An 18,869-nucleotide genomic window follows, 5' to 3' on the forward strand; every position below is an offset into this window, starting at 1 on the left:
CATTTTATCTCCCTTGATATTTTGGTTTTCTTTTTTCTAAAAAGGCACTTAAGCCTTCTACTCGATCCTCTGTGCTAAAGTTAACTAGCCAAGCCTCTGCTTCAAGAGATAGGGCAATATCCAATGAAACTTCACTTCCTTGATTTATTGCTTTTTTGGATTGTTGAACTGCAATTGGACTATTGGCCAAGATTGATTCTGCTAGCTTTTTACTTTCGTTCATTAATTCTTCTTGCGGAACAACTTTATTAATAATTCCTAATTCTTTTGCCTCTTGAACCGCTATTCGTCTTCCTGTAAAAACCAACTCTTTTGCAATTCCCTTCCCGACTAATCTCACCAGCCTTTGTGTTCCTCCCCATCCAGGGTAAAGTCCAATACAAACTTCTGGTAAACCTAATTGAGCTTTATCTGATGCAATCCTTATATCACAGGCTAATGCCAATTCCGTTCCACCGCCTAATGCGTAACCATTAATTGCAGCAATAACAACCTTTCTGCTATTCTCAATTTTTCTTAAAACATTTTGTCCTTTATATACAAATCTTTCTCCTTCAATTACATCCATTCTTTTCATGGCAGCAATATCCCCGCCTGCCACGAAGGCCTTTTCCCCTCCGCCAGTTATTATTACCACTTGAATTCGATCATTATCCTCAATTTGATTAAAGGCTTCCTCTAATTCCGCCAATGTAACATCGTCTATAGCATTAAGGACTTCCGGACGATCGATAGTAATTATTGCGATTCCGGCTTCCAATTTGGTTCTAACATATTTTAATGCTTCCACGTTTTATCCAACCTTTCTATAAATGAATTCCTTTATCTATACTTGCTAAAGCTGCCTCATATAATCCTTCTGACAATGTTGGATGAGGGTGTATGGTGATGGCAAACTCCTCCGGTGTTGCTTCTAGATTTAAAGCTAATACGGCTTCGGAAATTAACTCAGATGCATGCTTGCCAATAATATGAACTCCTAAAATTTGATTATATTTTTTTTCACGGATAATTTTCACAAAACCTTCAGAGCTGCCATTTGTTAATGCCCTGCCATTACTATTAAAACTGTATTTGCCTACCTGGATTTCGTAACCCTTCTCTTGGGCCTCCTTCTCAGTGAGACCAACCGAAGCGATTTCCGGGGATGTATAAATACAACGGGGAACATGCTGATAGTTCATTTTCTTTTTATGCCCCATACAATTTTCTGCAGCGGCAACTCCTTGAGCAGAAGCGACGTGTGCTAGCCGGTCAATCCCTGTCATATCTCCAATTGCATAAATAGAATCAATATTTGTCTGAAGGTATTCATCTACTTTTATTGCACCATCTCCAACTTCTAAGCCTATCTCTTTCAAATTTTGAACGACGGATTTCCTGCCAGCAGCAACTAGGATTTCCTTTACAGCGATATCTTTTAATGATTGTTTGTGTTCAACATAAAGCGTTTTCCCATTACTTTCCGATTTTATCTCCATAACCTTAGCTGAAGTTAATATTTCTACTCCATCTTTTTTGAGAGACCTTTTTAAATACTTAGAAAGGTCTTTATCAAATCCAGTGAGAATTTCATCTTCACTTTCTATTAGTACAACTTTTACCCCAAGTGGTGCATAGATCCCAGCGAATTCACAGCCAATAGCTCCACCGCCAATAATGGCAATACTTTCAGGTAATTTCTTTAATGCAAGTGCCTCTTTATTTGTTAAAGGGTTCGCTTCTTTTAATCCAGGAATAGGCGGTAAAGAGGGCTTAGATCCCGTTGCTAATATGATGTTTTTACTATTTATTGTTTGATGATTACCATTGCTATCTTCAATAACCACGTGATTTGGAGAAATAACCTTTCCAAAACCCTTTAGAAGAGTTATGTTATTTTTATTTAATAAGTAAGAAATTCCTTTTAGAAGCTGTTGAATGATTGCATCTTTCTTCGTATTAAGGATTGAATAATCAATTTCTGGCTTACTATACAAGATGCCAAATTCTTTAGACACACCATGTAGTTTTACAAGTTCTGCACCTTTTAGTAAGGTTTTAGTCGGTATACATCCTGAATTTAAACAAACACCGCCAAGGGTATCACGTTCTATTAGAACAACCTTTCCTCCTAATTGTGCGGCACGAATGGCGGCAACATAACCTCCGGGTCCTCCGCCAATTACAGCGACATCAAAGAATTCTGAATCATTATTATATTCAGATAATTTATTGCATTTTGAGACTGAATCAGGCTGGTTCATATTTACTTCTTTAAATGGTGTTTCAGTATTTGCACTCAATACCGCAAGAGTCTCCCCAACCTTAACCTCATCACCCTCTGGCTTTAAAATAGAACTTAGAATTCCGTCTTCAGGGGCCAATACCTCGACTGTCATTTTCTCAGTTGTTAGTTCAGCTATTGCCTCGTCTTTCTTCACATTCTGCCCTTCCCTAACTAACCATGCGGCAATTTGTGCCTCTTTCATAGTTAAACCTGCTTTTGGCACAATAATATCTATTTTCATATAAATCACCTTTACTCATTTGAAATAATTTCATCGGGATGTTCAATTAAATATTTTATTGTTCCCAAAAACTTTGCAGCGGGTGCCCCATCCATCACGCGATGGTCGAACGAAAGTGACAGTGTCATCGTTTTTCCAATTCTAATTTGTTCGTTTTCAACAATAACATCTTCAATAATTCTGCCAACACCAAGAATGGCACTTTCAGGCTGGTTAATAACCGGAGTGAAACCATCAACCTCATACATTCCCAAATTACTAATAGTAAACCTTCCATTAGCTAGGTCATCTGGCTTTAGCCTGGAATCTCTTGCCCTATTTGCCATTTCTTTGACTTCTAATGCAATTTCACTGATAGATTTTTGATCTGCTGTTTTAATAACCGGTACAACTAATCCATTCTCTATGGCAACAGCAACACCAATATTTATATCATCGTGATAAACTATTTCCTCTTTTTCCAAAGAAACATTGATCCCTTGATTTTTCCAGATACTTTCGGCAAGAATTTTAACTAAAATATCAGTAAAACTAATTTTGAGATTAGATCTTTGTGTCAAGCTTTCCTTAAATTTCACTAGTTTAGAAGCTTCTATTTTAACCGTTAGTGTGACGTGAGGAGCAGTTCTCTTACTCTCAGACATTCTTGCAGCAATGACTTTTCTAATACCCGAAAGTTTAACTTTTTTACTGGTTGTCTTATCAACTGATTGATGAATACTTTTCAAGACATCTGTACTTATGATTCTTCCATTAACTCCAGAGCCTTGTATATCATTTATATTAACTTTTTCGATATTTGCTATATTCTTTGCTAGTGGAGTAATGGTTCTGCGATGAGCAGCAAGTGGGGTGTTTTCTTGTTGTATATTTTGGAGCTTTTTGTAATAGTAAATAACATCCTGTTCAATAATCCTTCCATTTGGACCGCTTCCCTCTACATTGGCTAAGGAAATTCCTATATTCCTGGCATATCGTTTAGCCCTAGGAGATGCAAAAGGAGCTTTATCTGCAATTGACAAATAGTCCTCCTCCTTTTAAAAACTTAGTGTTGAGAACTGTCTTCCCACACATATTTTTTTGACAGAATGAATAATATCATCTTCATTGGGCAAGTAAAAATTTTCTAGAGGTGTACTATAAGGTACCGGTGTAAAAGGTGCAGCAACCCTTTGTATTGGTGCATCTAAATAATCAAAAAGATCTTCCTGAACCATTGCAGCGATTTCTGCACCTACACCGCCAATTTTAACCGCTTCATGAACGATAATTAATCTTCCTGTTTTCTCCACAGACTTCTTTATGGTTTCTGTATCTAGTGGGGTAATTGTCCTTGGGTCAATAACCTCCGCGGATATTCCAATATTTTCAAGTTGTTTAGAAGCCTCAACAGCTTTGTTTACCATCTGTCCTAGAGCAACAATAGTAACATCCGAACCCTCTTTCACAATTTTTGCTTGACCGAAGGGTATTGTATATTCTTCATCTGGAACCTCACCCTTCATTCCATATAAAGCTTTATTTTCAATAAAAATAACAGGGTTATTGTCACGGATGGCTGTTTTTAATAATCCCTTCGCATCATAAGGATTAGAGGGCATTACAACAATTATTCCAGGGATATGCATTAATAATGCCTCAAGGCTTTGCGAATGCTGAGGTCCCGCGTTTAATCCGGCACCGCCTTGTGTACGAATAACTAGCGGCAACGTCATTTGTCCGCCTGACATATATCTCATTTTTGCTGCTTGATTAATAATTTGATCAAAGCAGACGGCAATAAAATCCATAAACATGATTTCAATAACAGGTCTTAAACCTGTTGAAGAAGCACCTACCGCTAATCCAACTATTGCAGATTCACTAATGGGGGTATCTATTACCCGAGAAGAACCAAATTCCTTTATTAATCCCCGTGTGATTCCAAATGATCCCCCTGATTCACCAACATCTTCTCCTGCAATAATTACGGTGGAATCTCTTCGCATTTCTTCACCTAACGCATGGTTAACTGCTTTGTTATATCTAATTACTGCCATATGAATCACCCCTTTTAACTGGAATATACATCTTCTAAAGTTGAAAGCTCATTTGGAAATGGACTTTCCCGTGAAAATTGTTCAGCTTCATCAAGTTCCATTTTTATGGATTCATCTATAGATTCTAAATCATTTTCTGCAATCCCAAATTCCTGTGTTAATTTTGTCCTATATTCTAAGATTGGGTCATTTTTCTTCCAGCTCTCTATTTCACCTTCCGGCCGGTATCGCTGCGGGTCTCCTTCAAAATGACCACTCCATCGATTTGTCATACACTCGACAAGAAATGGCCCTTCGCCTTCTCTGGTACGAGCGATCAATTCTTTCATCGTATGATAAACTTCTAAAACATCATTTCCATTAATCAGGAAACTCTCAACTCCGTATGCCAATCCTCTCTCTACAACCGTTTCTGTTGGTAAATGTTTATCACGGGTTGTAAACTCTGCATAACGATTACTCTCACAAACAAAAATGATCGGCAGTTTTAAGATAGCGGACATATTTAAAGCCTCATGGAAATATCCAATTCCTGTGGCTCCTTCTCCAAAGAATGGAATGACCACTTGACCTTGATTTTTTAATTTTGCCGTTACCCCTGCTCCAACTGCGATGGGCATCCCGGCTCCAACAATACCATTCGCGCCTAGAATCCCCAGTTCCACATCTACTACATGCATGGAACCTCCTTTTCCTTTACAATATCCGGTTTCTTTTCCAAAAAGCTCTGCCATCATTTTTTTGACCTCGGCTCCTTTTGCAATACAGTGGCCGTGTCCCCTATGTGTACTCGTGATATAATCATTTTTTGATAGATTCGTACAAACACCAGTTGCTACAGCCTCCTGACCAATGTATAGGTGTAAGAAACCTGGAATGAATCCATCTGAAAATAATCCAGATACTCTCTCTTCAAACCCGCGTATTTTTATCATTGTACGGTATAGAGAAATTAGTACTTCATTAGGAATGTCTTTCAATACTACACGCCCTTTCATAATCATTAATCTTTATGTGTGTAAATCCCATTGGTTACTATTCCCAAATAGATCCTTGCAAGGTCATCTAATTGCAAATCTCCTTGTGGTTCATACCACTGGTACATAAAGTTACTTGCACCTAGAATATAAAAAAGGGAAATCCTGCTATCTTCTACCGTGAATATTCCTTCTTGCTTCCCCTCTTCTAAAACCTTAATAAATATTTTTTCATATTCGGTTCGTTTCTTTTTAACAATTTTAAAATTTTCGCCTGATAAACTGCCCCATTCTTTAAAGAATATTGTTATATCATCCTTATACTCATGAATAATCTCTAAGTGCGCCTTAAGTAATTTAATAAGTTTTTCCTTTGGTGATAAAGTTTCCTTCTCTATTGTTTGCAGCCTTTTTAATCCTTCGGAAATGAATCTTTCGTGTAGTAGAAAAAGAATTTCTTCCTTACTCTTTAAGTGGTGATATAATCCTCCTTTAGTTAAACCAGCAGCATGGGCAATATCCTGAATAGATGTACCATGATAGCTATTTTTCACAAAAAGGGTTAATGCTGCATCTAATATTTCAGATTTTCTATCTTGACCCTTATTGGGTTGAATGACTTTAGACATTTTTTAACCACCTTGGCTGTAATTTTCTAGTTTTTTATTTATAAATGATAATTGTAGGTACCTATTTATTTAACCTTCCACCTGCCAACCGTCCGGTATGTTACTAACATCATCATACCGACCGTCCGGTTTTTTGTCAATAATACAAATTAAAAAATTCTGAAAATATTTACAACGGATCTCTCTGCCATATCGAAATACCCCTTACTTCAAATAACTGGTTTTAGTTTTTTTACTTTATTATAATTTACCAATTGTCAGGACGAGATGGATTATGACTATCTACCTATCCCGAATCTTTTAATTCCTTCAATGGATTTTCTCTCTGTTCTGTTCGAAGTCTGGGAAGCTTGGGACTGTTTTAATAGATTTAAGGGTACTTAGTCCAAAGTTAGAGAAGCTTCAGACTCCTTTATTAGGCTTTTCTAGCTTTCTGTCCGAAGTCAAAGCATATTCAGACAGCTACACCAATTTCCTGGACTGCTCTGTCCGAAGTCGGGAAGCTTTAGACTCTTTTATTTGATCCAGGTGGTGCCTTGTCCAAAGTTGAAGCAGCTTCAGACTCATTTATTTCATCCAAAAGGGGCTTTGTCCGAAGTTAGTTGAACTTCAGACTCATTCACTGGATTTTACTTCTGCTTTGTCCAAAGTTGGAGCAGCTTTAGACTCTTTTATTTGATCTAAAAGGGGATTTGTCCAAAGTTAATTGATCTTCAGACTCATTCACTGGATTTTCCTTATGCTCTGTCCGAAGTCGGAGCTGCTTTAGACTCTTTTATTTGATCTAAAAGGGGCTTTGTCCGAAGTTAGTTGAACTTCAGACTTATTCACTGGATTTTCCTTATGCTCTGTCCAAAGTTGGAGCAGCTTTAGACTCTTTTAATAGAAAAATGGACAATTCTGTCTAAACAACACCATTTTTTTACACAAATCAGCCCTTTTCAATAGGCATAAGCACCCTTCACCTGCCAGCTTCATAAAATGTCTGATACAGAGCAGTGCGAGGTGAGTTTATGCCAGATCGGGAACTTTTGCTAAAAAGAGAGAAATTAAAGGATCAGCTTATCCAGATCTATAAGGAGATAGATGAAAGTTTGATCATTAAGGAGGAACGGACATCCCTTCCGCCCTCGATAAAAAGCAAACAAAATTTATCTGCCTTTTTAAAGTTTCGAAGCATGAATACCCTGGATCTAGAAGATGAGTTACTTGCTCAAGGTCTTTCTTCGAGCAGAAACATTCATTCTCATGTGCTTTATTCACTTAATGCCATGATTCATAATTTGTCTGCACAGCAAGAAAACAGCCTTCCTTTTATTCATCCTTTCCATCCGGAAGAAGCTGCAAAAATGAAAAACAGCAGAAAAACTAAGTTGCTGGGTCTCCCTCGCAATCATCATTCACAACCTATTATGGTGACACTTGATCGCTCAATGCTGAAAAGCCCAGGCATCTTCACTGATCTATTGAACGCCGGGATGACGATTGCCAGGATTAACTGTGCACATGATGACCCAGAAATTTGGAGAGAATTTTTTAAGTGGTTGCGGGAAGGGGAAAACAAGAATTTCCCGTGCAAAGTATATATGGATTTACCCGGGCCGAAAATCCGCATCACCGAGATAAAATCCGTAAAGGGTTATGGAGAAAAACTTACTATCGAATTAACAGATGGATGTATGGTAAGAATTTATCGTTCGGTTCAATACAAAGAGGAACCCCAAGATAGTCAAATGATTTCAATGGGAATCACTCTGCCAAAAGCATTAACGAATGTGAAAAATGGTGACAGGGTTTATATTGATGACGGGAAAATCAGTGCGGTCGTTATCAATACAGAGGCAGATTATATCGAGGCTAAAATAATAAACGTCCATAAGAATCCTGTAAAATTAAAAACCGGCAAGGGGTTAAATTTTCCTGATTCACTGACCTATCTAAATGTACCAGCCATTACCGCCCAGGATTTGGAATGCTTGCCTGTCATATGCGAGCTCGCAGATATTATCGGCCTTTCTTTTGCCCATCAGCCCCGGGATATTAGACGGCTAAAAGAACATATCGAGTGGCTGACTTCTAAGAATATCGGCATCGTTGCAAAAATCGAAACGAAGGAAGCCTTTCACCATTTGGGGAAAATTCTAATGGAGGGGCTTAATTTAGATTCATTTGGGATAATGATTGCCCGTGGCGATCTTGCTGTTGAAATGGGGTTTCCCCAGCTTCCAAGCCTGCAAAATTCCATCATGCTTCTTTGTGAGGCAGCTCATATTCCAGTCATTTGGGCAACGGGTGTGCTAGAAAGAATGACCAAAAAAGGGGTTCCAGCCAGAACAGAAATGACCGATCTCTTCCATGGGCTAAATGCCGACTGCATTATGCTGAATAAAGGCCCCTATATTACAGATGCCGTCCACTTGATTGGGCAGGTAGACGAAACGCGCGAAATACTAATGCAGGAACGGAATGACTCATTGTTTTTTCCGTTTGTTCAATATGGTTTTTAAGCGGGGCTTTGGAAAGATTATTCCAGTTCTCGCTTTAAACAAGTCGCAGTTATGTCCAAGCTATTCCGATTCTGAGTTTAATTTTTCGTATATCTTTAGAAGCTGCTGGTGTTCCTCTCCAGACAGTTTTCCGAATAGGTTTTGCCTTAGTGCACTTCCCTTCTCCTGCGCTTTTTTGACCATGTCGATTCCTTGTTCAGTTATGCCTAAATAGATAATTCTCCTGTCTGCCGAATCATTTAGTCGAACAGCCAATTTCTTTTTGACAAGTTTTTCTGCCAGGTGGGTAAGGGTTGGAGGGGTCAATCCCAGAGCTCTGGCAATATCAGAAGGCCGGCTCTTTCCATATTGCCTTAAGTGACTGAGGATAAGAATATGTGAAATCCCAAGGTTTTCCCCAAATAATTTATTCCACTCAATGATTAAATTGTTTGTGACCTTATCCATCGTATGAATCAATTCAAAAATCGTTTTCTCTTCCATATGTATTGGTCCCTCGCTTTCTATGAGTAAAGCATTAACGCACTGGGGGACTGGCCCCCATTGGTGCAAAGCATTAACGCACCGGGGGACTGACCCCCAACAGTTTAAAGCATTAACGCATCGGGGGACTGACCCCCATTGGTTTAATGCGTTAACGTGTTATTGTGCTGAGAATCCGCCGTCTATGATGAGTTCGGCTCCGCTGATGTAGGAGGATTCGTCGGATGCCAGGAATAGGGCTGCGTTTGCGATGTCTTCTGGCTCGCCTAAGCGCTGAAGCGGTGTTGCCTGGATCAGGCGTCCTAGAAGGTCTTTGGATGAGCTAAGTCCTTGTGTCATTGGTGTGTTGATAATTCCTGGGAATAATGCATTTACGCGGATTCCCTGGCGGCCGAAGGTGGTTGCCGCTGCTTTTGATATCGCACGGACCGCCCCTTTTGATGCTGAATAATGATTAAAGCCTTGGCCAATTTGCGCGGTATAAGAGGAAATATTAATGATGGATCCCTTATTATTTGCCGCCATGTATGGAGCCACATGCTTCATTCCTGCAAATGGTCCAAAGCTATTAATGGACATCATTTTTTGCCAGTCATCCAGATTGATTTCCTGATAAGGCTTTTCTGAAGAGATTCCTGCGTTATTTACTAGTATATCAATTCTTCCGAAGCGATCGTTCACTTCTTTGGCAAATTCCTGCCAGCTTTCATCCGATGCTACATTTAATTTCATGCCATGCACATTTTCTTTCTGATTTGCCCGTTCAAGTGCCTCTTCATTAATATCTGCTGCAATTACAATGGCACCTTCTTTACTGAAAAGATCCACCATTTTTTCGCCAATGCCTGAAGCTCCTCCAGTTATTATGGCTACTTTATTATCTAAACGTCCCATGTACGTTCACTCCTTACCGTAATTTAATTGATCCGCCATCCACCATAAAAGTCTGGCCAGTTATATAGTCTGAATCCTTGCTTGCCAAAAAGACCGCTGTTCTGCCAATATCTTGTTCAGGATCGCCCAAACGGCGCAGCGGAATTTTATTAAGCATTGCCTCATATAGATCCGGGAAACTCTTACTCCATTGCTCCACCCCGGGTGTAAGAGCAATTGGGGAAATTAAGTTCACATTAATCCCATCGGGGCCCCACTCGTTTGCCGCAACACGCGACATTCCGCGGATGGCCTCTTTGGCTGCTGCATAGGAAGTTTGGGTGACTTGACCATCCAATCCCGCTCCGGAAGCAAAATTGATTACTTTCCCTTTTGTTTTTTTCAATTCGGGATAGGCCGCCTGCATAAAATGAAAGGTCGGATAAAAGCTTGTCCCGAATGATAAATCAAAGTGTTCAAGGGTTGTTTCCATAAAAGGTGCCTGTCTGGACACGTGTGCATTATTAACCAGAATATCCAGCCGGCCAAACTTCTTCACAACCTCTTCGACAATTCCGGATATATTTTCCTTTACTGTAATATCCTTGATAAAAAGCATACCTTCTGTAAATTTGATCCACATCAGCAAAGGTCTCTTTGCCTTTTTCCTCATTCACATCAACAATGGCAATATGTGCCCCTTCCTTAGCCATCGCAAGAGCAATCCCCCTGCCGATGCCCGAAGCACTGCCAGTGACAATCCCAACCTTGCCTGCTAATCTCATAAAAATGACCTCTTTTCGCATATATTTAGACATCTAAATATTAGGTACCTAACTATAATATCATCATGGGCTGCGGTTTGCAATTAGATATACCTGCCTATTTTTGAACAATGAAATCAGCTGGACTGAAATGAAATTCCAGTCCAGCTGACTAATATTTTACGTCGTAATAGTCGTTTCTGAATCTTTCGTTTCGCTGATTAGTTCCTCTGAATCTGGCTGGTTTCCTCGTTTAGGAATTAAAATCAGAAATAGAAAGGATATCGCTGTAAAAACTGTCAGTAAAATAGCGGTTGAAGCAAGGGCTCCTGCGGCGTTTCCGCCTTTTGCAAATATAGCAAAGGTCACAAGGGCAAAGGATGCACCTACTCTAGAGGCCACATTTTCTATAGTGACATAGGTGAATGAAACAACGCCTAAGCGGGAAGGGCTTGCCTTGGAAACGATGACGGATTTCACGACAGGGCCGACCATGCCGATGGAAGTTCCGATTAAGCTCATCGCGATAAACAAATACCAAAAGGAAGTATCGATTTTTGCCATAGAAAGCATTCCAACCCCTGCTATTAGCACACCGATGCTAATACCGATTAATCTTCTGGCTGTATACCTATTCATTAAGCTTCCGCTTATTATATTGGCCAATGCCATTGTTAAAAATAGCGGGAATTGCAGCAATCCAACAATGGTAGAAGATTTCCCTTGAACCCCCTGCACAAAGAAGGTTAATACATACATGACACTGCTAAATGACATGTACATAATAATCGCAATGGCTGAAGGTACCCAAAAGGTCCTCGTCTTTGCATATGGAATATCAAGCAGCGGCTTTTTGTGCTTTTTTTCCACGACAAGCAGCAAAAGAAAAGAGACAACAGCGACAGCAAAAGCAGGAACCCACATCCAAGAAGAAATGCCGTAATTATTAATAAAGGTAGGAACCGATAAAAGTCCTCCCAATAATAAAAATACAAATAAGACTCCAAGGAAATCGAAGGAAGCGGACTTTTCTCCTTTGACATTTGGCACGCCAAAAGCAAACAGCAAGAAGGTGATTACACCAAAAACTCCGCAAAGAATAAAGATTGAGTTCCACCCTAATTGATCAACAAACATTCCGCTCAGCAATGGTCCTGCTAACCCGCCAAGCACGGTATAAAACCCATAAATCCCCATGGTTTTTCCGCGCTGTTCATTGTTAAAGTATTTACCGACAAATGTGACTCCTGCCGGAATGACAGCTGCACCAGAAAATCCCTTTAAAAAGAGTCCAAAAACTAATACCCAGAAAATTGGAGCGAATGCAATCAAGAAGGATCCAACAGTAAGCAGAACAGCCCCGAATAGAATGACCGCCTTTTGTCCAAGGGTATCAGAAAGCCAGCCCATTAATGGCTGAAAACCAGTAAGCCCCAGGGCAAAACCTAATTGCATATAGACCGAATATCCTGCACCTAAACCAAAATGCTCCAGCATTTTTGGATAAGCCGGGATATGTGTTGCTTCAGCAAATACCACAAGAAGAATTCCCAGACATAAGAAATGAAAGGACCTCCGAACGGACTTTTCCCCCATATTTCCGCCTCCTACTTTCGAAATATTTATTCAAAAATTTCAGACTATTTATTTCAAAAAAAGAGACAACGATTAGTTGCCCCTATTTACTCTCCCACTTCAATCATGCAGGTCTTTTCCCTCGTATTTTCCAGGATCGCATCCTTGCCAAAACCGCTGTCTTTAAAACCGCCAAATGGCAATTCAGGTCCGACTCGGCGATACGTATTCACCCAAACATTGCCTGATTCTATTTTCTTAATCATCCGATGTGCGCGATCTAAATTCGCCGTCCAGACACCTGCTCCTAAGCCATAATTAGTATCATTCGCAATAGCAAGCGCTTCTTCCTCTGTATCAAAGACCATCACAGTTGCTACTGGTCCGAAAATTTCCTCCTGGCATACTCGAAGTGAATTACTAGTTACCTTAATTAAAGTTGGTTCTACCCAGTACCCCCCCGAACACGCTGGATCCTCTGGCAATAAGGCATCTCCGCCATAACGCCCGCCTGCCAAGATTTTTCCGCCTTCTTGGATCCCTAATTCAATATAGCTGCAGACCTTTTTATATTGGGCCTCATTGGCGATTGGGCCCATAGTTGTTTGCGGATCCATGGTATTTCCGAGTTTAATATTTTTCGTCAATACTTCCTTCATTAAATAAATCATTTCATCAAGGACAGATCTTTGAATTAGAATTCTTGAGCCGCCAACACAGAGCTGTCCGGCATTACCGGTGAAGATTCCATTCGTCGTCACCCCTTCGGCGGCTTTTTGCAAATTGGCATCTGCAAAGACAATATTCGGTGACTTTCCTCCAAGCTCAAATGTAAGCGGCTTTGGTGCCTGGGCCGTTGATCGGGCAATCGCTTTTGCGGTGTTGACCGAGCCGGTTAACGTTACCCGACTGACATCTTTATGGCTGACCAAAGCCTCTCCAGCCACGCCATCCCCCGAAACTACATTTAAAATCCCAGGAGGAAGGATGGTGTTAAGCAGCTCTCCGTAGCGCAGGCATGAGACTGAGGCAAACTCCGATGGTTTGATCACCAGTGCATTTCCTGCTGCAAGCGCATAGGCCGCCTTGATCGTAAAAGTAAATAACGGTGAATTCCATGGGAGTATCCCTACAACGACTCCTAATGGTTCTCTTAATGTATAGCCAAACGTCCGGGAATCCAGCTGAATAGTCTCTCCTCTGCTGGCCATAGAAGCAGCACTGGCCGCATCATACCATATACTTGTTAAAGCGGGGATAAGCCCATAGCTTGTTTCGCGGATAACCCAGCCCGTATCTTTTGTTTCTAGTACAGACAATTCCTCTGCGTACTCTGACACAAGATCCCCAATTTGCCTTAAATAGGCTGACCGTTCTGCTGCAGAAAGCGCCGACCACTGGCCAAAAGCACTTTTTGCTGCAGAAATGGCTTCTTCGGCATCCTCAGGTGAGCTCAAAGGAATGGCAGCCCATACTTTGCCAGTAGACGGATCTTTACTCTCAAGCGTTTTTCCTGAAAAAGCAGGGACTTGCTTGCCGTTAATGATATTATAAAACTCTTTTATTTGCCTAACTGTCTCCATCTTTTTCCCTCCTTTTTTGAACGAGTTGCAGAAACCCTTTTACCAGCCTAATGCAGCAGCAGCTTTTTCATAATAATATTGGCTGCTTCCCAAGTAGTTTTCATAAAAGCGGGCCCGTTTGACGAAGAGATGACAATCGATTTCCTCCGTAAAACCTATTCCCCCATGAATTTGGACATTATGTCCGGCACCTTTGATAAAAGCCTCTGCTGCGAATAATCGTGCACAAGCAATAGCTTGAACTCGGTCCTCTGTCTGATTTTCCAGTGCCCAATTTGCGTAATAGGCGAGTGACCTTGCTGTTTCAAGATCCACTTTCATATCAGCGATTCGATGTTTAATCGCCTGAAAACGCCCAATCGGCTGGCCAAATTGCACCCTGATCTTTGCATATTCTGCTGCCATATCAACAACTTTCTCCATACCGCCAACCATCGCTGCAGCAAGTGCCGCATTAAACGACAGCAGGCCTTCCTCGATTACTTCCCACCCCTTGTGCAAAGGCCCTAAAATTTGCGACTTGCTTACCCTCACCTGATCAAAGGTAATTTCTGCCAAATGCCGCGATTCGTCTATATTCTGCAGTCTGCGAATTTTTGTTTGCTCCGACATATCAACAATGATTAGGGTAATTCCTTCTTCTCCCTCTCCCTCTGAGGTACGTACGGGCAAAATGACACTGCTGGCAATTTCCCCATCCGGCACTAAAGATTTTGTACCATTTAATAGAATGGCATCACCTTCTATGTCTGCTGTCATGCTAATATCTTTAGGATTGTAGCTTCCGCCAGGCTCCAGCCAAGCAATCGAAACGGTATGGGTCCCCTCAGCAATCGCCGGCAAATAGGTTTCCTTTTGCTCCTTCGTTCCAAATTTCTCAATGATCGGCACGGCAAAGGCATTTGTTTCCACATACAAACCAGGCATCACATTTCGGCCCCACTCTTCAAGGACGGGAATGAGGTCCAGGGAACCCATCCCCATTCCGCCATACTCTTCTGGGATATTGATGCCTGCACATCCTAATTCAGCCAGACCCTTAAAGATAGATTGATAGTGCTCAACATCACCTTTGATAAAACTGCGGGCAATTCTCGTTTGCCCTTTATCGTTTAAATATTTTCTAACATAGCTGCCAAACATTTCTTGTTCTTCATTTAATGAAAAATCCATTATTTTTTCACCTCCTATTTAACTTAGCGTCCCATATCTTTTGGTAACCCGAGAATCCGTTCTGCGATCGTATTTCTCTGTACCTCACTTGTTCCCCCGCCAATAGTCATTCCAAATGAATACAGGTAGTTTTCCTGCCAATATGAGTCCCCATAAATGGCATCTTCTTTCCATAGAACCCCGCGATGGCCTTGAATGGAAATCGATTGCGCAAACAAATCTTTTGTCAATTCACTGACGATCAGTTTATCCATGGACCCTTCTGCCCCTGGCTGGCCATTTTTTAATGTCTTCGTTAAATTTCGGTAATAGTTTAATAGAGAGCCGCGAGTTCGTGCATAAAGGTCAACCATTGTTTTTCTGACAAAAGGAATTTTAACTAGGGGACGTCCATCCTCCTGTAATTCTTTTGTCAGAACGGCCAAATCCGCAAATTGCTGTTCGAGAGTAAATACCTGGGCGCCAATCCCTGTTCTTTCATGCATCAGCAAGGCGATCATGACTTTCCAGCCCTCATCGGCTTCTCCAACAATATCAGCGTCATAAGCGATCGCATCATTTAGATAAACCTCATTAAAATCATGTTTCCCATCCATTTGAATAATCGGCCTCGTCTCTACCCCTGGCTGCTTCATATCTAAAAGGAAAACAGTGATCCCTTTATGTTTTTTCTCTCCTTTACTTGTTCGTGCCAGCAGAAAGCAGCGGTCTGCCAGGTGTCCAAAACTCGTCCAAACCTTTTGGCCGTTGATGACCCATTTTTCCCCATCCCTGATAGCGGTTGTCTGAATAGCTGTTAAATCCGATCCCGCATTTGGTTCAGAATAGCCTTGACACCATACCTCTTCACCTGTAAGGATTTTTTGGATATAGGCTTCCTTCTGTTCTTCGGTTCCTATTTGCATTAAGGTTGGTGCCACCATGTGAATGCCAACGTAATTAACAAGGGGCGGCGCTTTTACACGAACCATCTCCTGCTGATAGATGATCTCCTCCATTAATGTTGCATCACGGCCGCCATATTTTTCAGGCCAGGCAATGGCTGCCCATCCGCCCTCATATAATTTTTTCTGCCAATCGCGCAAGAACTTCGAGTACTCTGCAAGCTCTTTTGGAAGCTCTCTTTTTCCATGAAGCCACCCTTCCGGCAAATTTTCCTCAAGCCATGTACGAAGTTCCAGGCGGAAGGTCTCTTCCTTTTCTGTAAAAGAAAAATCCATTCTCTTCTCCTCCTTTCATCAAAACCGTATTAGGACAAACGCTCCCATTGCGGCAGGGCGCGGTCTTCAGTTATATCTACCCATGTCATGCAAACATCCATGCCAATGCTGACATCCTCAGCTGAACAACCAATAATATTCGCGATGATCTTTACGTCTGGAGCCTTATCAAGTTCAACAACCGCGATGGTATAAGGTAATTCATCCTGAAACCCTGGAAGAAACGGCCGGTAGGAGGTGACAAATGAATAAACCTTTCCTTGAATATCGCTGCCAAGATTCTCCCAGCTTAGCTCTGTGCTGCCGCATTTGGCACAGGCTGGCCCAGGGGGATGCGAATAATGCTGGCACCTGCTGCATTTTTGAATTACTAGCTCGTGACGGTCGGCTCCGTCCCAATAGGGGTGATTATCCTGGGTTTTTAATGGTATTGGTTTTTGATAGCCCATAACTTTTCCTCCTAGTTTCGTAGAATCATCGCGCCGGCAATATCTGGACCCGCCCATCCGGTGCAAAGGCCTATTTCACAATTTTCCACTTGGCGATCGGTCCCTTTATATTCGTGGCGGAGCTGGCGGACGATTTCAAGAACATTATTCATTCCATGTGTATACCCTTCTGAAAGCATTCCTCCTGCTGTATTGCTCGGCAGTTTGCCTCCCATTCGCAGGTTCCCTTCTGCAACAAAGTCTCCTACTTCCCCACGCGGGGCGATGCCATAAGCCTCCAGCTGACGCAGAACAACCCAGCTATAGCAGTCATAAATCGATGCGACATGCAAATCCTCTGGCTTTACACCTGCTTTTTTGTAGACTTCAGGAGCCACGTAATCAGAAGCAACTTCAGATAAATTGGACCAGTAATGAGCATGTGATACACATTGTCTGGCGGCCATACCCATGACATATACCGGCCTTGATTTGCAGTCCCTCGCTTTTTCAGCGGAAGTGACGATAATGGCATTAGCCTCGTCTGATTCCAGACAGAAGTCATGTTTATTAAATGGATAGCTTAGAATTGGCGTATTCTTATAATCTTCCATTGTTAGAGGTTTTCCGTAAAAATACGCTTTTGGATTTCGCTGCGCATGCTCATAAAAGCTTACACATACATGACCGAGGTGCTCTCTTGTGATGCCGGTTTCATGCATGTGGCGTGTCGCAAATAGGCCAAACCATTGCCCGGGTCCGCCCGCTCCATAAGGGATAATAAAGCTGCCGCCTTCAATGGCCGACTGCAGCATATTGACATCCCAGCCTCCGCCCCCCATTCTGACTCCTGACCGGCCATTCATGGATCTGTAGATAAGAACGGTGTTGACTTGACCGGTTTCGATTAGACCAATAGCATCAGCGATCAGCATCTCTGTGCTGCTGCCGCCGCCCATAATATCTTTGACATATTTAGGCCGGACACCTAAATAGGTGGCTAATTGATGGGATGTACAGGAGTCATTCTCGCTATAGCTCATAAATCCATCAATATCCTTAGCTTCCAGCCCTGCATCCTGAATGGCTGCCCTTGCTGCATCTAACGCTAAGTGCAAGGGTGTCGTTCCTGAATTTTTGGACCGCTCACTCTCTCCTACACCAACAATGGCGTAGCGATCTTTTATATTTGCCAAAATAAATCCCTCCTAAAAGAAACGTAAACTTGCTTGCCCTGTACCAACAGCTTTTCCAGGCGCTTTTTCAGCTCTTAACTCTAAATCTGCAAACCTCTTTCCATCTTCTTCATGGACTTTGCGAATGACAGCGGAACATGTAATTTGATCACCTGGCCTGGTGATAGCACCAAATCTCATTCGGAAATTTGCGATTTCTGCAGAAGCACCAGCCAATTGATTCACATACTCCCCCAAAAATCCCATGACGAGCATTCCGTGGGCGATGACCCCAGGCATCCCAATCTTCTGCGCAAATTCATCATCTGTATGCAGAGGGTTATAGTCCCCTGAAGCACCCGCGTATTTCACCAGCTGCACCTTGGTAACAGCCGGTTTAACCATGGGTTCCAGCCCCTGTCCTTCTTTAAGATCCTCGTATACTAACAACCTGTTACCCCCTTTTTACGTTTTGGTTAAAAAGATATTTTTATATTAGATGGAACGGTAGATAATATTCGTCCGGCTGATCACAACCAGATTTCCCTTTTCATCTGTCATCTCTGTGTCTAAGACTAAAAACTGCATTGTCCCGCTCTTTCCTTCACGCTCATAGACATCTGAAACCTTCATTTGACAGCTAAGGCGGTCACCTGGCCGGATCGGGCGAGTATATATAAATTCCTGTTCCCCATGCAGCATTCTTCTTTCGTCTAACTCCAGCTTGATGCCCTCACCTTCTGCACCGATGGCAATCGGAAAAGTTGGCGGGGCAATGATTCCGCCATATGGCGTTTTTGCAGCATACTCTTCATCAAAATAAAGAGGATGATTATCACCAATTGCCTTCGCAAACTGGCGGATATGCCTTTTCTCTACTTCAAAAATAAACTTCGGACCTGTTAACCCAATGATGCTGCTGTCTAATTTCAT

The 18,869-nt window shown here is 41.8% G+C and carries 17 protein-coding genes and 1 pseudogene; 1 reads left to right on the forward strand and 17 read right to left on the reverse strand.

The features are described from left to right. Positions 1–4: 4 nt before the first annotated feature. Genes AC1Q59_RS06205 through AC1Q59_RS06230 form a run of 6 tightly spaced genes read right to left on the reverse strand, consistent with a single transcriptional unit; the run spans position 5 to position 6,155 of the window. On the reverse strand, positions 5–790 hold the full coding sequence (locus AC1Q59_RS06205; RefSeq protein WP_492364931.1) for an enoyl-CoA hydratase/isomerase family protein: 786 nt from the start codon (positions 788–790) through the stop codon (positions 5–7). Positions 791–806: 16 nt separating this feature from the next. After that, entirely contained in the window at positions 807–2,510 is a 1,704-nt protein-coding gene (gene lpdA / locus AC1Q59_RS06210) for a dihydrolipoyl dehydrogenase (RefSeq protein WP_492364932.1), read from the reverse strand. A gap of 11 nt (positions 2,511–2,521) precedes the next feature. Then, positions 2,522–3,532: a dihydrolipoamide acetyltransferase family protein gene (locus AC1Q59_RS06215; RefSeq protein WP_492364933.1), complete on the reverse strand. Its 1,011-nt coding sequence runs from the start codon at positions 3,530–3,532 to the stop codon at positions 2,522–2,524. Between the two features lie 15 nt (positions 3,533–3,547). Further along, positions 3,548–4,549, reverse strand: coding sequence for an alpha-ketoacid dehydrogenase subunit beta (locus AC1Q59_RS06220; protein ID WP_492364934.1), 1,002 nt, complete (start codon positions 4,547–4,549; stop codon positions 3,548–3,550). Positions 4,550–4,563: 14 nt separating this feature from the next. Then, the gene (locus AC1Q59_RS06225; RefSeq protein ID WP_492364935.1) at positions 4,564–5,529 is read right to left on the reverse strand and encodes a thiamine pyrophosphate-dependent dehydrogenase E1 component subunit alpha; all 966 of its coding nucleotides are present in this window, start codon (positions 5,527–5,529) and stop codon (positions 4,564–4,566) included. 23 nt (positions 5,530–5,552) lie between these two features. Beyond that, the gene (locus AC1Q59_RS06230; protein WP_492364936.1) at positions 5,553–6,155 is read right to left on the reverse strand and encodes a TetR/AcrR family transcriptional regulator; all 603 of its coding nucleotides are present in this window, start codon (positions 6,153–6,155) and stop codon (positions 5,553–5,555) included. A gap of 1,013 nt (positions 6,156–7,168) precedes the next feature. Between AC1Q59_RS06230 and AC1Q59_RS06235 the strand changes: the two genes are divergently transcribed. Next, on the forward strand, positions 7,169–8,662 hold the full coding sequence (locus tag AC1Q59_RS06235; RefSeq protein ID WP_492364937.1) for a pyruvate kinase: 1,494 nt from the start codon (positions 7,169–7,171) through the stop codon (positions 8,660–8,662). A 60-nt stretch (positions 8,663–8,722) separates the two neighbouring features. Here the strand turns inward: AC1Q59_RS06235 and AC1Q59_RS06240 are convergent, their stop codons facing one another. The 11 genes and pseudogenes from AC1Q59_RS06240 to AC1Q59_RS06290 form a co-directional block, all read right to left on the reverse strand. After that, positions 8,723–9,145 carry a MarR family winged helix-turn-helix transcriptional regulator gene (locus AC1Q59_RS06240; RefSeq protein ID WP_492364938.1) on the reverse strand — a complete coding sequence of 141 codons (423 nt, stop codon included), beginning with the start codon at positions 9,143–9,145 and terminating at the stop codon, positions 8,723–8,725. A 159-nt stretch (positions 9,146–9,304) separates the two neighbouring features. Next, positions 9,305–10,039 (reverse strand): SDR family NAD(P)-dependent oxidoreductase, encoded by a 735-nt coding sequence (locus tag AC1Q59_RS06245; protein WP_492364939.1) that lies wholly within the window; start codon positions 10,037–10,039, stop codon positions 9,305–9,307. 13 nt (positions 10,040–10,052) lie between these two features. Continuing rightward, positions 10,053–10,836: pseudogene (locus AC1Q59_RS06250) on the reverse strand (SDR family NAD(P)-dependent oxidoreductase). Between the two features lie 126 nt (positions 10,837–10,962). Then, positions 10,963–12,378 carry an MFS transporter gene (locus AC1Q59_RS06255; RefSeq protein ID WP_492364940.1) on the reverse strand — a complete coding sequence of 472 codons (1,416 nt, stop codon included), beginning with the start codon at positions 12,376–12,378 and terminating at the stop codon, positions 10,963–10,965. An 86-nt stretch (positions 12,379–12,464) separates the two neighbouring features. After that, the gene (locus tag AC1Q59_RS06260; RefSeq protein ID WP_492364941.1) at positions 12,465–13,940 is read right to left on the reverse strand and encodes an aldehyde dehydrogenase family protein; all 1,476 of its coding nucleotides are present in this window, start codon (positions 13,938–13,940) and stop codon (positions 12,465–12,467) included. 39 nt (positions 13,941–13,979) lie between these two features. Next, the gene (locus AC1Q59_RS06265) at positions 13,980–15,113 is read right to left on the reverse strand and encodes an acyl-CoA dehydrogenase family protein (RefSeq protein WP_492364942.1); all 1,134 of its coding nucleotides are present in this window, start codon (positions 15,111–15,113) and stop codon (positions 13,980–13,982) included. Positions 15,114–15,136: 23 nt separating this feature from the next. After that, on the reverse strand, positions 15,137–16,333 hold the full coding sequence (locus tag AC1Q59_RS06270; protein WP_492364943.1) for an acyl-CoA dehydrogenase family protein: 1,197 nt from the start codon (positions 16,331–16,333) through the stop codon (positions 15,137–15,139). Positions 16,334–16,362: 29 nt separating this feature from the next. Further along, positions 16,363–16,782, reverse strand: a complete 420-nt coding sequence (locus AC1Q59_RS06275; protein WP_492364944.1) for a Zn-ribbon domain-containing OB-fold protein — start codon at positions 16,780–16,782, stop codon at positions 16,363–16,365. Positions 16,783–16,793: 11 nt separating this feature from the next. Beyond that, a complete protein-coding gene (locus AC1Q59_RS06280; protein ID WP_492364945.1) occupies positions 16,794–17,957 on the reverse strand; it encodes a thiolase C-terminal domain-containing protein in 1,164 nt (387 codons plus the stop codon). A gap of 12 nt (positions 17,958–17,969) precedes the next feature. After that, positions 17,970–18,386 carry a MaoC/PaaZ C-terminal domain-containing protein gene (locus AC1Q59_RS06285; RefSeq protein ID WP_492364946.1) on the reverse strand — a complete coding sequence of 139 codons (417 nt, stop codon included), beginning with the start codon at positions 18,384–18,386 and terminating at the stop codon, positions 17,970–17,972. A gap of 45 nt (positions 18,387–18,431) precedes the next feature. Continuing rightward, a complete protein-coding gene (locus tag AC1Q59_RS06290) occupies positions 18,432–18,869 on the reverse strand; it encodes a MaoC family dehydratase N-terminal domain-containing protein (RefSeq protein ID WP_492364947.1) in 438 nt (145 codons plus the stop codon).

This window comes from Cytobacillus sp. MT66 (assembly GCF_058792595.1).

Bases quoted from the DNA above. Each gene is read 5' to 3' on its own strand.
- AC1Q59_RS06240 (WP_492364938.1), bottom strand. From the start codon at position 9,145: ATGGAAGAGAAAACGATTTTTGAATTGATTCATACGATGGATAAGGTC.
- AC1Q59_RS06255 (WP_492364940.1), bottom strand. From the start codon at position 12,378: ATGGGGGAAAAGTCCGTTCGGAGGTCCTTTCATTTCTTATGTCTGGGA.
- AC1Q59_RS06245 (WP_492364939.1), bottom strand. From the start codon at position 10,039: ATGGGACGTTTAGATAATAAAGTAGCCATAATAACTGGAGGAGCTTCA.
- AC1Q59_RS06220 (WP_492364934.1), bottom strand. From the start codon at position 4,549: ATGGCAGTAATTAGATATAACAAAGCAGTTAACCATGCGTTAGGTGAA.
- lpdA (WP_492364932.1), bottom strand. From the start codon at position 2,510: ATGAAAATAGATATTATTGTGCCAAAAGCAGGTTTAACTATGAAAGAG.
- AC1Q59_RS06290 (WP_492364947.1), bottom strand. From the start codon at position 18,869: ATGAAATTAGACAGCAGCATCATTGGGTTAACAGGTCCGAAGTTTATT.
- AC1Q59_RS06265 (WP_492364942.1), bottom strand. From the start codon at position 15,113: ATGGATTTTTCATTAAATGAAGAACAAGAAATGTTTGGCAGCTATGTT.
- AC1Q59_RS06235 (WP_492364937.1), top strand. From the start codon at position 7,169: ATGCCAGATCGGGAACTTTTGCTAAAAAGAGAGAAATTAAAGGATCAG.
- AC1Q59_RS06230 (WP_492364936.1), bottom strand. From the start codon at position 6,155: ATGTCTAAAGTCATTCAACCCAATAAGGGTCAAGATAGAAAATCTGAA.
- AC1Q59_RS06260 (WP_492364941.1), bottom strand. From the start codon at position 13,940: ATGGAGACAGTTAGGCAAATAAAAGAGTTTTATAATATCATTAACGGC.
- AC1Q59_RS06275 (WP_492364944.1), bottom strand. From the start codon at position 16,782: ATGGGCTATCAAAAACCAATACCATTAAAAACCCAGGATAATCACCCC.
- AC1Q59_RS06270 (WP_492364943.1), bottom strand. From the start codon at position 16,333: ATGGATTTTTCTTTTACAGAAAAGGAAGAGACCTTCCGCCTGGAACTT.